Origin of the sequence: Pseudomonas sp. 43mfcvi1.1 (assembly GCF_900115935.1) — a bacterium.
GTDB classification, from domain to species: domain Bacteria; phylum Pseudomonadota; class Gammaproteobacteria; order Pseudomonadales; family Pseudomonadaceae; genus Aquipseudomonas; species Aquipseudomonas bijieensis.
Window position 1 is genome coordinate 1 of the sequence record NZ_UETT01000012.1, and the last position, 13,390, is coordinate 13,390.

The following is a 13,390-nucleotide window of genomic DNA, read 5'->3' on the forward strand; positions in this document are numbered from 1 at the left end:
GCCAAGTCCGGTTTCACCCAGGGCGTGGTCGGTTTTGGCGTGGATGTGCTGGGCACGTACTCGCTCAAGCTCGACGGCGGCCGTGGCACGGCGGGCACCCAGTTGCTGCCGGTGCACGATGACGGCCGTCCTGCCGACGACTTCGGTCGCCTGGGCGTGGCTCTCAAGGCCAAGGTGTCGAAGACCGAACTGAAGGTCGGCGAATGGATGCCAGTGCTGCCAATCCTGCGCTCCGACGACGGCCGCTCCCTGCCGCAAACCTTCCGTGGCGGCCAGGTGACCTCCACCGAAATCAGCGGTTTGACCCTCTACGGCGGCCAGTTCCGCGCCAACAGCCCGCGCAACGACGCGAGCATGGAAGACATGTCGATGAACGGCCGCGGCGCCTTCACGTCCGACCGCTTCAACTTCGGCGGCGGCGAATACGCCTTCAACGAAAAACGCACCCAGGTCGGCGTCTGGTACGCGGAACTGTCCGACATCTACCAGCAGCAATATTTCAACCTGACCCACAGCCAGCCCATCGGCGACTGGACCCTGGGCGCCAACCTCGGCTACTTCACCGGCAAGGAAAACGGCAGCGCCCTGGCCGGCGACCTGGACAACAAGACCGCGTTCGCCATGCTCTCGGCCAAATACGGCGGCAACACCTTCTACGTCGGCCTGCAGAAAGTCGGCGGCGATGACGCCTGGATGCGCGTCAACGGCACCAGCGGCGGCACCCTGGCCAACGACAGCTACAACTCCAGTTACGACAACGCCAAGGAAAAATCCTGGCAGTTGCGCCATGACTTCAACTTCGCCGCCGTCGGCGTGCCGGGCCTGACCCTGATGAACCGCTACATCAGCGGCGACAACGTGCACACCGCTACGGTCGATGACGGTAAGGAATGGGGCCGCGAAACCGAACTGGCCTACACCGTGCAGAGCGGCGCGCTGAAAAGTCTCAACGTGAAATGGCGTAACGCCTCGATTCGTCGGGACTACAGCACCAACGAGTTCGACGAGAACCGGATCTTCATCAGTTACCCGCTTTCGCTTCTGTAATGCCAGGATCCATGCCATGAGCGCATCTCATGGCAACCTGCGGCAGGGACGCCGTTCCAGAGCGGTTCGTCGATCAATCGTTGACAAGGTAGCGGAAGGATAAGGATATTCCCTTCCAGTCGTACGACAACTTATAACAACTGTACCTCTCATTGTTTGCTCAGGTAATGCCATGACCACGACACAGATTCGCCCCCCCTTCAATCGCCTGCTATTGACCGGTGCCGCCGGCGGCCTTGGCAAGGTCTTGCGCGAACGCCTCAAGCCTTACGCCCGCCACATTCGCCTGTCGGACATCGCCAACATGGCCCCGTCCATCGACGAAAGCGAAGAAGTGGTGCCCTGCGACCTGTCGGACAAACAGGCCGTGCACCAGTTGGTGGAAGGCGTCGACGCCATCCTGCATTTCGGTGGTGTCTCGGTGGAGCGCCCGTTCGAAGAGATCCTCGGCGCCAACATCAGTGGCGTGTTCCACATCTATGAAGCCGCGCGTAAACACGGCGTCAAGCGGGTGATCTTCGCCAGCTCCAACCATGTCATCGGCTTCTACAAACAGGACGAGGCCCTGGACGCCCTCTCCCCTCGCCGCCCGGATGGCTACTACGGCCTGTCCAAGTCCTACGGCGAAGACGTCGCCAGTTTCTACTTCGACCGTTACGGCATCGAGACCGTGAGCATTCGCATCGGCTCGTCGTTCCCCGAACCGCAGAACCGCCGAATGATGAGCACCTGGCTGAGCTACGACGACCTCACGCAATTGATCGAGTGCTCGCTCTACACCCCGAACGTGGGACACACCGTGGTCTACGGCATGTCCGCCAACCGCGACGTCTGGTGGGACAACAGCCACGCCGCGCACCTGGGCTACCAGCCCAAGGACACTTCCGAGATTTTCCGCGCCAAGGTCGAAGCGCAGCCAATGCCGGCCGCCGATGACCCGGCCAGGATCTACCAGGGCGGAGCCTTTGTAGCGGCCGGCCCGTTCGACGACTGATTCGCCTGTTTTTCATGGGATACGAACGCACAAGGGAATCACCATGCAAGCCGAATTGATTGTCGATGCACGCAACGCCGTCGGGGAAAGCCCAGTGTGGGTGCCCGAGGAAAACGCCCTGTACTGGGTGGATATTCCCAGTGGCGGCCTGCAGTGCTGGAACGCCGGGACCGGCCAACTCAAGGGCTGGGAAGCCCCGGAAATGCTCGCCTGCCTGGCCCGTCACCAGGACGGTGGCTGGATCGCCGGCATGGAGAGCGGCTTCTTTCGCCTGTACCCCCATGACGACGGCAGCCTGGACAGTGAACTCTGTGCCAACGTCGAACACAGCCGCACCGACATGCGCCTCAACGATGGCCGTTGCGACCGCCAGGGCCGCTTCTGGGCCGGCAGCATGGTGCTGAACATGGGGGCCAACGCCGACGAAGGCCGGATGTACCGTTATGAGGCCGGGCAACGCAGCCCGGTCGAGGCGCAACTGAGCGGCTTCATCGTGCCCAATGGCCTGGGCTTCAGCCCGGATGGTCGGACGATGTACCTCTCCGACTCACACCCGCTGGTGCAACAGATCTGGGCCTTCGACTACGACATCGACAGCGGCACGCCGTCCAACCGGCGGCTGTTCGTCGACATGCTGCCGTTGGCCGGTCGCCCGGACGGCGCGGCAGTGGACGCCGAGGGTTGCTACTGGATCTGCGCCAACGATGCCGGCCTCATCCATCGTTTCACTCCGGATGGCCGGCTGGATCGCTCCCTGTCGGTGCCGGTGAAAAAACCGACGATGTGCGCCTTTGGCGGCAGTCGCCTGGACACCCTGTTCGTCACTTCGATCCGCCCCGGTGACGACACCGACCCGCAATCCCTGGCCGGCGGCGTGTTCGCCCTCAACCCCGGCGTCAAGGGCCTGGCTGAACCTGCGTTTGGAGGACTGAAACACTCCGCGAACTGACCTGCACTACCGCTTCACTGGATGAGCACATAAAAAAAACAACAAGACTGGAGATTGACCATGAACTTCAAACGCACGCTTCTGATCGCAGCCCTGCCCCTGGCCTTCCTGGCCCAGGCGGCGCACGCCCTTGAACTCAAGTTCGCCGACATCCACCCCGCCGGCTACCCCACCGTGGTTGCCGAGGAAAACATGGGCAAGACCCTGACCCAGGAGACCAATGGCGAGCTGAAGTTCAAATACTTCCCGGGCGGTGTCCTGGGTTCTGAAAAGGAAGTCATCGAGCAGATGCAGGTCGGCGCGGTACAGCTCTCGCGCGTAAGCCTGGGTATCGTCGGGCCCGTGGTACCGGACGTGAACGTCTTCAACATGCCGTTCATCTTCCGTGACCATCAGCACATGCGCAACGTCATCGACGGTCCGGTGGGCGATGAGATCCTCGACAAAATCACCAACTCCGAATTCGGCCTGGTGGCCCTGGCCTGGATGGACGGCGGCACGCGCAACATCTACACCAAGAAGCCGGTACGCAAGCTCGAAGACCTCAAGGGCATGAAAATCCGCGTCCAGGGCAACCCGATGTTCATCGACATGATGAACGCCATGGGCGGTAACGGCATCGCGATGGACACCGGCGAAATCTTCAGCGCCCTGCAGACCGGCGTGATCGACGGCGCTGAGAACAACCCGCCGACCCTGCTCGAACACAACCACTTCCAGAACGCCAAGTTCTACAGCCTGACCGGTCACCTGATCCTGCCAGAGCCGATCGTGATGTCGAAAATCACCTGGGAAAAACTGACCCCGGATCAACAGACGTTGGTCAAGAAAGCCGCGAAGGCCGCCCAGGCCGAAGAGCGTGTGTTGTGGGACAAGAAGTCCGCTGCCAGCGAAGAAAAGCTCAAGGCCGCCGGCGTCGAGTTCATCACGGTCGACAAGAAACCCTTCTACGACGCCACCGCACCGGTGCGCGAAAAGTACGGCGCGAAATATGCCGACCTGATCAAGAAAATCGAAGCCGTTCAGTAATCCTCCCGCTCTGTACCCATGAAAAGGCCCGGCGCGCCTGATGTTCGAGGCGCGCCCGGTTACGGTGGAACCCGATGAAGAATTTGCTGCTGCGTATCAACGATAAGATCTACATGACGTGCATCTGGGTCGCCGGCCTTTCCGTCCTGGCGATTTCCCTGATGATTCCCTGGGGCGTATTCGCCCGCTACGTGCTGGGCACCGGTTCGAGCTGGCCCGAGCCCACCGCGATCCTGCTGATGATGGTGTTCACCTTCATCGGTGCCGCCGCCAGTTACCGCGCCGGTGCGCACATGGCCGTGGCCATGCTCACCGACCGCATGCCGCCGCACCTGAGATCCGCGGCGTCGATTTTTTCCCAGTTGCTCATGGGCCTGATCTGCATCTTCATGACCATTTGGGGCTTCAAGCTGTGCATGTCCACCTGGAACCAGTTCATGGCCGCCCTGCCCGATCTGCGGGTTGGCGTGACCTATCTGCCCATTCCCGTGGGCGGCTTGCTGACGCTGATTTTTGTCTTGGAAAAACTCTTGCTCGGTGACCAGAGCAAACGTCGGGTCGTGCAGTTCGACCTGGTCGAAGAAAGTGAAGGTGCCGCTTAATGGACGCTCTGATACTGCTGGGCAGTTTTATCGCATTGATCCTGATCGGCATGCCGGTCGCCTACGCGTTGGGCGCCGCCGCCCTGATCGGTGCGTGGTGGATCGACATCCCGTTCCAGGCCGTGATGATCCAAGTGGCATCCGGGGTGAACAAGTTCTCCTTGCTGGCCATCCCGTTCTTCGTCCTGGCTGGCGCGATCATGGCCGAGGGCGGCATGTCCCGCCGGCTCGTGGCGTGCGCCGGGGTGCTGGTGGGTTTTGTGCGCGGTGGCCTGTCGCTGGTCAACATCGTCGCCTCGACCTTCTTCGGCGCGATCTCCGGTTCGTCGGTGGCCGACACCGCCTCGGTGGGTTCGGTGCTGATTCCGGAAATGGAACGCAAGGGCTATCCACGGGACTTCTCCACCGCCGTGACCGTCAGCGGTTCGGTGCAAGCCCTGCTGACCCCGCCTAGCCATAACTCGGTGCTCTACTCCCTGGCCGCTGGCGGCACGGTTTCGATTGCCTCGCTGTTCATGGCGGGCATCGTGCCGGGCTTGCTGATGAGCGCGTGCCTGATGGTGCTGTGCCTGATCTTCGCGAAAAAGCGCAACTACCCCAAGGGCGAAGTGATCCCGATGCGCCAGGCGCTGAAAATCGTCGGCGAAGCCCTCTGGGGCCTGATGGCGATGGTGATCATCCTCGGCGGCATCCTGTCGGGCATCTTCACCGCCACCGAATCGGCGGCCATCGCCGTGCTGTGGTCGTTCTTCGTGACCATGTTCATCTACCGCGACTACAAGTGGCGTGAACTGCCGAAGCTGATGCACCGCACGGTGCGCACCATCTCCATCGTGATGATCCTGATCGGCTTCGCCGCCAGCTTCGGCTACATCATGACGCTGATGCAGATCCCGGCGAAGATCACCACGATGTTCCTGACCCTGTCGGACAACCGCTACGTGATCCTGATGTGCATCAACGTGATGTTGCTGCTGTTGGGCACGGTGATGGACATGGCGCCGCTGATCCTGATCCTGACGCCGATCCTGATGCCGGTGATCCTGGGCATCGGTGTAGACCCGGTGCAGTTCGGCATGATCATGCTGGTGAACCTGGGCATCGGGCTGATAACGCCGCCTGTGGGCGCGGTGCTGTTCGTCGGTTCGGCGGTGGGCAAGGTCAGTATCGAAAGCACCGTCAAGGCTTTGCTGCCGTTCTATGCCGTGCTGTTCCTGGTGCTGATGCTGGTGACTTATGTGCCGGCTCTGTCGCTGTGGTTGCCGCACCTGGTGTTGTAACCCCAAGGACGAGCAAGCCCCTTGTGGCGAGGGAGCTTGCTCCCGCTGGACTGCGCAGCAGGCCCATCCGGTTTGGACTCGGGCGTCTGCTGCGCAGCCGAGCGGGAGCAAGCTCCCTCGCCACAAAAGCGATCTACCCCCCTCCCGAACAGAAGCGACTACCATGACGCAGCCTCTCCTGTACCTCGAAGACGAACTGACCCGCCTCACACTGGCTCCGCACCTGGGCGCCAGTCTCGTTGAATGGACCTTGCGCAGCACCGGTGCTCCCCTGCTACGCCCTCCCGCGCCGCAAGCGCTGGAAAATGGCTTGCCGGGTAAACTTGGCTGCTTCCCGTTGATCCCATGGTCAAACCGGATCGCCCAAGGCGGTTTCGACTGCCCCGGCGGCTGGCTGGCACTGGACGCCAACAGCCCCAACGACCCGTTCCCGATCCATGGCAGTGCCTGGCAACAACCGTGGAAAGTGACCGAGCAGAGTGCCCAGGAAGCCTTGCTGCAACTCGACAGCCAATACCCGTTCGCCTACTGCGCCAGCCTGCGGATCCGCTTGAGTGGCGGCCAACTGCAGATCGCAATGCTCGTCACCCACACGGCCAGACAACCCGCATGGCATGGGCTGGGCTTGCATCCGTATTTTCCACGTACCGCCCGCACGCGCCTGCAAACCCGCGCGACCGACGTCTGGAAATGCGATGCCAGTAAACTGCCGACAGAGCTGAGCGCCCTTCCTGCCGAATGGGATTTCCAGCAAGCGCGGGCGCTGCCCGACACGCTGGTGGACAATGGCTTCGGTGGCTGGGACGGCGATTGCCTGATCCAGCAACCGGACCTGGGGTATGAACTGCAATGCCGCGCCAGCGGTAGCAAATACTTCCTGCTGTACTGCCCCGTGGGCCTGGATTTCTTCTGCATCGAACCGGTCAGCCATCCGGTCAATGCCCATCACCTGCCTGGACGGCCAGGATTGCGCCTGCTGGAGCAAGGGCAATCGGTGGCGCTGGGGTTTTCGATGCAGTGTCGGGAACTGTAAGCGGCACGCTATACCGTGGCGAGGGAGCTTGCTCCCGCTGGCCTGCGCAGCAGGCCCATACGGTCTTGGCCCAGGGCGTCTGCTGCGCAGCCGAGCGGGAGCAAGCTCCCTCGCCACAAAGGCAAGTGTAATCCTGATTCGTCGTAGCTACGCCCGCAGCAGCATGAACACCGCCACCCCCAGGCACACCCCGGCGAACCCCACTTGCAACGCCCGGGCCGGGACCTTGGCCGACACTCGCCGCCCGAGCACCATCCCGACGATGCTCGCCGCAATGAACGCCGCCCCAACCCGGTCGATGCTCACCCCGGCATGAAACGCGCCCAACACGCCAATCAACGAAATCAGGCTGATGACCATCAAGGATGTCGCGACGATCCCGCGCATCTGCACGTCGGTCAGTTGCTTGAACGCCGGCACGATCAGGAAGCCGCCACCCACCCCAAGCAAGCCCGAGACCATGCCCGTCACCGCACCCAATGCCGACAGCGTGGCAGTGCAGCGAGCGGTCCAGGCCAGGCGCCCGGTCTCGCGGTCGAGCATGCAATTCTTCTGGCCCCAACTGGCGGCGCCGTGATCGCTGGGCCCCGCTTGCGGCGTTTCGCGGCGCAACATGCGCGCCGCCACCAGCACCATCAACAGGCTGAACAGCATCATCAGGATTTTTTCCGAGAGCTGGTGGGCGAGGTAGATGCCCAGCGGCGAAAACACCGCACCCAGCAGCGCAATCAGCAGGGCCGCACGGTAGCGCACCAGGCCATGGCGCAGCCCATCGATGGCACCCACCGCCGCCGCGCTGCCCACCGCGAACAACGCCACCGGCGCGGCCTGGGTCATGCTCCAGCCCAGGCCCAACACCAACGCCGGCACCGCCAGGATGCCACCGCCCGCCCCCGTCAGGCCAAGAACCAGGCCCATGACCACGCCAAACAAACTTGCCAGTAACATTCAGGATCTCTCAAGCCGCGCACACCTGTTGGCAGGTGCGATCGCATTTGCAGGACGCCTTGGCCCTCACTAAGCTGCGGACCATATGTTGTAAACCTCGAGCGTTGCAACCGCTTCTTCCCGTATAGGTTCGCTGTCATGCCCGCGCAGATCCAGAGCTTTCTCGACCCCGCCTCAAAGACTTACACCTACGTTGTTTTTGAACACGATGGCGGGCAATGCGCGGTGGTCGACCCGGTGCTCGACTACGACCCGGCCTCGGGACGCAGCGCCACCACCCAGGCTGACCGGGTGATCGCCTTCGTACGCGAACACCAGTTGACGGTGCAATGGCTGCTGGAAACCCACGCCCACGCCGATCACCTGTCCGCCGCGCCGTACCTGCGCCGGGAACTGGGCGGCAAGATCGCCATCGGCCAAGCCATCGGGCAGGTCCAGAGCGTCTTCAAGACCCTGTTCAACCTCGAAGCGCCATTTGCCGTGGATGGCTCGCAGTTCGATCACCTGTTCGCCGCCGACGAGTCCTTTCTGATCGGCAACCTCAAGGCCACGGCGCTGCACGTGCCCGGCCACACCCCGGCAGACATGGCGTACCTGATTGACGGCGACGTGATCCTGGTGGGCGATACGCTGTTCATGCCCGACGTGGGCACCGCCCGCTGCGACTTCCCCGGCGGCAACGCCCATCAGCTCTACGCCTCGATCCGCAAGCTGCTGGCCTTCCCCGCCGGGGTGCGGCTCTACGTGTGCCACGATTATCCACCGGATGCACGCGAGCCCCAATGCATGAGCACCGTGGGCGAGCAGCGCCAGCACAATATCCATGTCCACGACGGCATCGATGAAGCCACGTTCGTCGCCATGCGTACCCAGCGCGACAAGACACTGGGCATGCCGACGCTGCTGTTGCCGGCGATCCAGGTGAATGTACGGGCGGGCCACCTGCCGCCGGCGGAGGACAATGGCGTGACGTATCTGAAGATTCCGATCAACCAGCTCTAGATGCTTGGGGGCTGCTGCGCAGCCCAGCGGGAGCAAGCTCCCTCGCCACAGCGGAGGGTCTGCTTGCAGCGATATTGAATGTGCCGCCGCCATCGCGGGCAAGCCTTGCTCCCACAAGAATCGGCGGCGGTCGCAGTACCCGGCAACACCACAAATCCCTGTGGGAGCTGAGCTTGCTCGCGATGGCGGTGGGTCTGCTTGCATCATTGTTGAATGACAGCTAGCTCCCTCAGGGACTGGTCTTTTGATCAGGTACCCAAGGTCAGCCCATTGGCCGGCAACGGCAACGCTGTCTTGTAGCGCACCTGCTTGAGCGCAAAGCTGGAGCGGATATTCGCCACACCCGGGACCTTAGTCAAAAAGTCCATCATGAACCGCTCCAGCGACTGGATGGTTGGCACCAGCACGCGGATCAGGTAATCCGGATCGCCGGCCATCAGGTAGCACTCCATCACTTCCGGTCGATCGGAAATCGCCTCTTCGAAGTGCTGCAACGCCTCTTCCACCTGCTTCTCCAGGCTGACATGGATGAACACGTTGACGTGCAACCCCAGCAGGTCGGCATCCAGCAGCGTGACCTGCTCGCGGATCACCCCCAGTTCCTCCATGGCCCGAACGCGGTTGAAGCACGGGGTCGGAGAAAGGTTGACTGAACGGGCAAGCTCGGCGTTGGTGATGCGGGCATTTTCCTGAAGGCTGTTCAGAATCCCGATGTCGGTGCGATCCAACTTACGCATGAGATAAATAATCCTGTTTTTTATCGTTGTGCAGATTTTTTATCTGCAAATGATCTGAACAGCAAGCCAACAGAGAAAAATATTCTTCTGCGTCGAGCCTATGATTGTTGTAGGACAATTTCCCGTACCCGGGGAAATTCGTCAGCTAGCGCGCCCACTACAAGAAATTCACAAGATCGAGCGTAGAAAGCCATGAACCCAGCGTACGAACCGCTACGCCTGCACGTCCCCGAACCCTCGGGCCGTCCCGGCTGCAAGACCGACTTCTCCTACCTGCATCTGTCCGATGCCGGCACAGTGCGTAAACCTTCCATCGACGTCGAACCGTCCGACACCGCCGACCTGGCCCGCAGTCTGATCCGCGTGCTCGATGACCAGGGCAATGCCCACGGCCCATGGGCCGAAGACGTGCCACTCGAAATCCTGCGCAAAGGCATGCGTGCCATGCTCAAGACGCGCATCTACGACAACCGCATGGTGGTCGCCCAGCGCCAGAAAAAAATGTCGTTCTACATGCAGAGCCTCGGCGAGGAAGCCATCGGCAGCGGCCAGGCCCTGGCGCTGAACATCGATGACATGTGCTTCCCCACCTATCGCCAGCAAAGCATCCTGATGGCCCGCGAGGTGCCGTTGGTGGGCATGATCTGCCAGCTGCTGTCCAACGAGCGCGATCCGCTCAAGGGCCGGCAGTTGCCGATCATGTACTCGGTCAAGGACGCCGGTTTCTTCACCATCTCCGGTAACCTCGCCACGCAATTCATCCAGGGCGTGGGCTGGGGCATGGCCTCGGCGATCAAGGGCGATACCAAGATCGCCTCGGCCTGGATCGGTGACGGCGCCACCGCCGAATCGGATTTCCACACCGCCCTGACCTTCGCCCACGTCTACCGCGCGCCGGTGATCCTCAACGTGGTCAACAACCAGTGGGCGATCTCTACGTTCCAGGCCATCGCCGGCGGTGAAGCCACGACCTTCGCCGGACGCGGCGTCGGTTGCGGCATCGCCTCCCTGCGTGTGGATGGCAACGATTTCATGGCGGTCTACGCCGCCTCGCGCTGGGCCGCCGAACGCGCCCGCCGCAACCTCGGCCCGGCGCTGATCGAATGGGTCACTTATCGCGCTGGCCCACACTCCACGTCCGACGATCCCTCGAAGTACCGTCCCGCCGACGACTGGAGCCACTTCCCGCTGGGCGATCCGATTGCGCGCCTCAAGCAGCACATGGTGAAGATCGGCCAGTGGTCCGAAGAGGAACATGCCGCCGTCACTGCCGAACTCGAAGCCGAGGTAATCGCCGCGCAAAAAGAAGCCGAGCAGTACGGCACCCTCGCCGGCGGACAGATTCCAAGCGCCGCGACCATGTTCGAAGACGTCTACAAAGAGATGCCGGAGCACTTGAAGCGCCAGCGTCAGCAGTTGGGGATCTGACATGAACGATCACAACAACAATATTGCGCTGGACACCGCCATGACCACTACCACCATGACCATGATCCAGGCCCTGCGCTCGGCCATGGACGTCATGCTCGAGCGCGACGACAACGTCGTGGTGTTCGGCCAGGACGTGGGTTACTTCGGCGGCGTGTTCCGCTGCACCGAAGGCCTGCAGAACAAGTACGGCACCTCGCGGGTATTCGATGCACCGATCTCTGAGAGCGGCATCGTCGGCGTGGCCGTGGGCATGGGCGCCTACGGGCTGCGGCCGGTGGCCGAGATCCAGTTCGCCGACTACGTCTACCCGGCCTCGGACCAGATCATTTCCGAAGCCGCGCGCCTGCGCTATCGCTCGGCCGGCGAGTTCACCGCGCCGATGACCCTGCGCATGCCCTGCGGCGGCGGTATCTACGGCGGCCAGACCCACAGCCAGAGCATCGAGGCGATGTTCACCCAGGTCTGTGGCTTGCGCACCGTCATGCCTTCGAACCCTTACGATGCCAAGGGCCTGCTGATCGCCTCCATCGAAAACGATGACCCGGTGATCTTCCTCGAACCCAAGCGCCTGTATAACGGCCCGTTCGACGGCCACCACGATCGTCCCGTGACACCGTGGTCGAAACACCCCTCGGCACAGGTGCCAGACGGTTACTACACCGTGCCGCTGGACGTGGCCGCCATCACCCGCCCGGGCAAGGACGTGACGGTTCTCACCTACGGCACCACGGTCTACGTCTCCCAAGTGGCGGCCGAAGAAACCGGCATCGACGCCGAAGTCATCGACCTGCGCAGCCTCTGGCCGCTGGACCTTGAGACCATCGTCAAATCCGTGAAAAAAACCGGCCGCTGCGTGGTCGTCCACGAAGCCACCCGCACCTGCGGCTTCGGCGCCGAGCTGGTGTCGTTGGTACAAGAACATTGCTTCCACCACCTGGAAGCGCCCATCGAGCGTGTCACCGGTTGGGACACCCCCTACCCGCATGCGCAGGAGTGGGCGTATTTCCCAGGGCCGTCCCGTGTGGGCGCAGCGTTGAAACGGGTCATGGAGGTCTGAATGGGCACGCACGTTATCAAGATGCCGGACATTGGCGAAGGCATCGCCGAAGTTGAACTGTCGGTGTGGCACGTCAAGGTCGGCGACATGGTGGTCGAGGACCAGGTACTGGCTGATGTCATGACTGACAAGGCCATGGTCGACATTCCCTCGCCGGTGCATGGCCGGGTCATCGCCCTGGGTGGCGAGCCGGGCGAAGTCATGGCGGTGGGCAGTGAACTGATCCGCATCGAAGTCGAAGGTGCGGGTAACCTGAAAGAATCGGCACAACCGGCGCCAGCTGCGGCGACGCAGGCGGCTCCACAGACGCCAAAGCCGACGCCGGTGGCAACACCTGAACCCGTGGTGGAAAAGACCACTGCGCCACGCTGCGCCCCGCAAGCGCCAGTGGCCCGCGATCCCGAAGAACGCCCACTGGCCTCGCCGGCCGTGCGCAAGCACGCGCTGGACCTGGGCATTCAATTGCGCCTGGTCCAGGGCAGCGGTCCCGCCGGGCGTATCCTGCATGAAGACCTCGAGGCTTATCTGGCTCAGGGTCCATCGACCCAGGCCAAGGGCGGTTCGGGCTATGCCGAACGCCACGACGAGCAGCAGATCCCGGTGATCGGCATGCGTCGCAAGATCGCCCAGCGCATGCAGGAAGCGACCCAACGCGCCGCCCATTTCAGCTACGTCGAGGAAATCGACGTCACGGCCCTGGAGGAGCTGCGGGTGCACCTGAATGAAAAACACGGGGCCAGTCGCGGCAAGCTGACCTTGCTGCCGTTCCTGGTGCGCGCGTTGGTCGTGGCCCTGCGGGACTTCCCGCAGATGAACGCCCGCTATGACGACGAAGCCCAGGTCATCCACCGCTCCGGCGCCGTGCATGTCGGCGTCGCCACCCAGAGCGACGTCGGCCTGATGGTGCCGGTGGTGCGTCACGCCGAAGCCCGCAGCCTGTGGGACAGTGCAGCGGAGATCTCACGCCTGGCCACAGCGGCGCGTAATGGCAAGGCCAGTCGTGATGAGCTGTCCGGCTCGACCATCACCTTGACCAGCCTCGGTGCGTTGGGCGGCATCGTCAGCACCCCGGTGCTGAACCTGCCGGAAGTGGCGATTGTCGGCGTGAACAAAATCGTCGAACGGCCCATGGTGATCAAGGGCCAGATCGTGATCCGCAAGATGATGAACCTCTCCAGTTCCTTCGATCACCGAGTGGTCGACGGCATGGACGCGGCGCAATTCATCCAGGCCCTGCGTGGCCTGCTCGAACAACCCGCCACCCTGTTTGTGGAGTAAGCG

13 protein-coding genes are annotated in these 13,390 nt (G+C 62.6%); 11 read left to right on the forward strand and 2 right to left on the reverse strand.

What is annotated here, in order from left to right; genetic code table 11:
• From DTP52_RS21430 to DTP52_RS21460, 7 genes are all read left to right on the forward strand, one after another.
• Nucleotides 1-1,047: OprD family porin (locus DTP52_RS21430; RefSeq protein ID WP_109755124.1), on the forward strand; the 1,047-nt coding region annotated here is incomplete at its 5' end.
• A 172-nt stretch (nt 1,048-1,219) separates the two neighbouring features.
• Nucleotides 1,220-2,041 carry an NAD(P)-dependent oxidoreductase gene (locus DTP52_RS21435; RefSeq protein ID WP_109755125.1) on the forward strand — a complete coding sequence of 274 codons (822 nt, stop codon included), beginning with the start codon at nt 1,220-1,222 and terminating at the stop codon, nt 2,039-2,041.
• A gap of 43 nt (nt 2,042-2,084) precedes the next feature.
• Complete coding sequence (locus DTP52_RS21440; protein WP_109755126.1) at nt 2,085-2,990, forward strand: SMP-30/gluconolactonase/LRE family protein; 906 nt, start codon at nt 2,085-2,087, stop codon at nt 2,988-2,990.
• A 60-nt stretch (nt 2,991-3,050) separates the two neighbouring features.
• Complete coding sequence (locus DTP52_RS21445; RefSeq protein ID WP_109755127.1) at nt 3,051-4,019, forward strand: TRAP transporter substrate-binding protein; 969 nt, start codon at nt 3,051-3,053, stop codon at nt 4,017-4,019.
• Between the two features lie 74 nt (nt 4,020-4,093).
• Nucleotides 4,094-4,621: a TRAP transporter small permease gene (locus DTP52_RS21450; RefSeq protein ID WP_109755128.1), complete on the forward strand. Its 528-nt coding sequence runs from the start codon at nt 4,094-4,096 to the stop codon at nt 4,619-4,621.
• Nucleotides 4,621-5,901 carry a TRAP transporter large permease gene (locus DTP52_RS21455; RefSeq protein ID WP_039763167.1) on the forward strand — a complete coding sequence of 427 codons (1,281 nt, stop codon included), beginning with the start codon at nt 4,621-4,623 and terminating at the stop codon, nt 5,899-5,901. The genes DTP52_RS21450 and DTP52_RS21455 overlap by 1 nt, the downstream gene beginning before the upstream one ends.
• A gap of 163 nt (nt 5,902-6,064) precedes the next feature.
• Complete coding sequence (locus DTP52_RS21460; protein WP_109755129.1) at nt 6,065-6,934, forward strand: aldose 1-epimerase; 870 nt, start codon at nt 6,065-6,067, stop codon at nt 6,932-6,934.
• Between the two features lie 147 nt (nt 6,935-7,081).
• Here the strand turns inward: DTP52_RS21460 and DTP52_RS21465 are convergent, their stop codons facing one another.
• Nucleotides 7,082-7,882 carry a sulfite exporter TauE/SafE family protein gene (locus tag DTP52_RS21465; protein ID WP_109755130.1) on the reverse strand — a complete coding sequence of 267 codons (801 nt, stop codon included), beginning with the start codon at nt 7,880-7,882 and terminating at the stop codon, nt 7,082-7,084.
• A 138-nt stretch (nt 7,883-8,020) separates the two neighbouring features.
• Between DTP52_RS21465 and DTP52_RS21470 the strand changes: the two genes are divergently transcribed.
• Nucleotides 8,021-8,884 carry an MBL fold metallo-hydrolase gene (locus DTP52_RS21470; RefSeq protein WP_109755131.1) on the forward strand — a complete coding sequence of 288 codons (864 nt, stop codon included), beginning with the start codon at nt 8,021-8,023 and terminating at the stop codon, nt 8,882-8,884.
• Between the two features lie 248 nt (nt 8,885-9,132).
• On the opposite strand, the gene bkdR is transcribed toward DTP52_RS21470, so the two are convergent.
• Entirely contained in the window at nt 9,133-9,621 is a 489-nt protein-coding gene (gene bkdR / locus DTP52_RS21475; RefSeq protein ID WP_109755132.1) for a Bkd operon transcriptional regulator BkdR, read from the reverse strand.
• Nucleotides 9,622-9,813: 192 nt separating this feature from the next.
• On the opposite strand from bkdR, the gene DTP52_RS21480 reads away from it, so the two are divergent.
• From DTP52_RS21480 to DTP52_RS21490, 3 genes are read left to right on the forward strand one after another with little or no spacing between them, the layout of a single operon-like run.
• Nucleotides 9,814-11,049 (forward strand): 3-methyl-2-oxobutanoate dehydrogenase (2-methylpropanoyl-transferring) subunit alpha, encoded by a 1,236-nt coding sequence (locus DTP52_RS21480; RefSeq protein ID WP_109755133.1) that lies wholly within the window; start codon nt 9,814-9,816, stop codon nt 11,047-11,049.
• Nucleotide 11,050: 1 nt separating this feature from the next.
• Nucleotides 11,051-12,109 (forward strand): alpha-ketoacid dehydrogenase subunit beta, encoded by a 1,059-nt coding sequence (locus DTP52_RS21485; RefSeq protein ID WP_018605866.1) that lies wholly within the window; start codon nt 11,051-11,053, stop codon nt 12,107-12,109.
• Complete coding sequence (locus DTP52_RS21490; protein ID WP_109755134.1) at nt 12,110-13,387, forward strand: dihydrolipoamide acetyltransferase family protein; 1,278 nt, start codon at nt 12,110-12,112, stop codon at nt 13,385-13,387. It begins immediately after the preceding gene.
• Nucleotides 13,388-13,390 lie beyond the last annotated feature (3 nt).

What these genes read in the sequence shown, in the direction of transcription:
- DTP52_RS21465 (WP_109755130.1), bottom strand. Translation starts at nt 7,882, where the DNA reads ATGTTACTGGCAAGTTTGTTTGGCGTGGTCATGGGCCTGGTTCTTGGC.
- DTP52_RS21485 (WP_018605866.1), top strand. Translation starts at nt 11,051, where the DNA reads ATGAACGATCACAACAACAATATTGCGCTGGACACCGCCATGACCACT.
- bkdR (WP_109755132.1), bottom strand. Translation starts at nt 9,621, where the DNA reads ATGCGTAAGTTGGATCGCACCGACATCGGGATTCTGAACAGCCTTCAG.
- DTP52_RS21490 (WP_109755134.1), top strand. Translation starts at nt 12,110, where the DNA reads ATGGGCACGCACGTTATCAAGATGCCGGACATTGGCGAAGGCATCGCC.
- DTP52_RS21480 (WP_109755133.1), top strand. Translation starts at nt 9,814, where the DNA reads ATGAACCCAGCGTACGAACCGCTACGCCTGCACGTCCCCGAACCCTCG.
- DTP52_RS21445 (WP_109755127.1), top strand. Translation starts at nt 3,051, where the DNA reads ATGAACTTCAAACGCACGCTTCTGATCGCAGCCCTGCCCCTGGCCTTC.
- DTP52_RS21455 (WP_039763167.1), top strand. Translation starts at nt 4,621, where the DNA reads ATGGACGCTCTGATACTGCTGGGCAGTTTTATCGCATTGATCCTGATC.
- DTP52_RS21460 (WP_109755129.1), top strand. Translation starts at nt 6,065, where the DNA reads ATGACGCAGCCTCTCCTGTACCTCGAAGACGAACTGACCCGCCTCACA.
- DTP52_RS21435 (WP_109755125.1), top strand. Translation starts at nt 1,220, where the DNA reads ATGACCACGACACAGATTCGCCCCCCCTTCAATCGCCTGCTATTGACC.
- DTP52_RS21440 (WP_109755126.1), top strand. Translation starts at nt 2,085, where the DNA reads ATGCAAGCCGAATTGATTGTCGATGCACGCAACGCCGTCGGGGAAAGC.
- DTP52_RS21450 (WP_109755128.1), top strand. Translation starts at nt 4,094, where the DNA reads ATGAAGAATTTGCTGCTGCGTATCAACGATAAGATCTACATGACGTGC.
- DTP52_RS21470 (WP_109755131.1), top strand. Translation starts at nt 8,021, where the DNA reads ATGCCCGCGCAGATCCAGAGCTTTCTCGACCCCGCCTCAAAGACTTAC.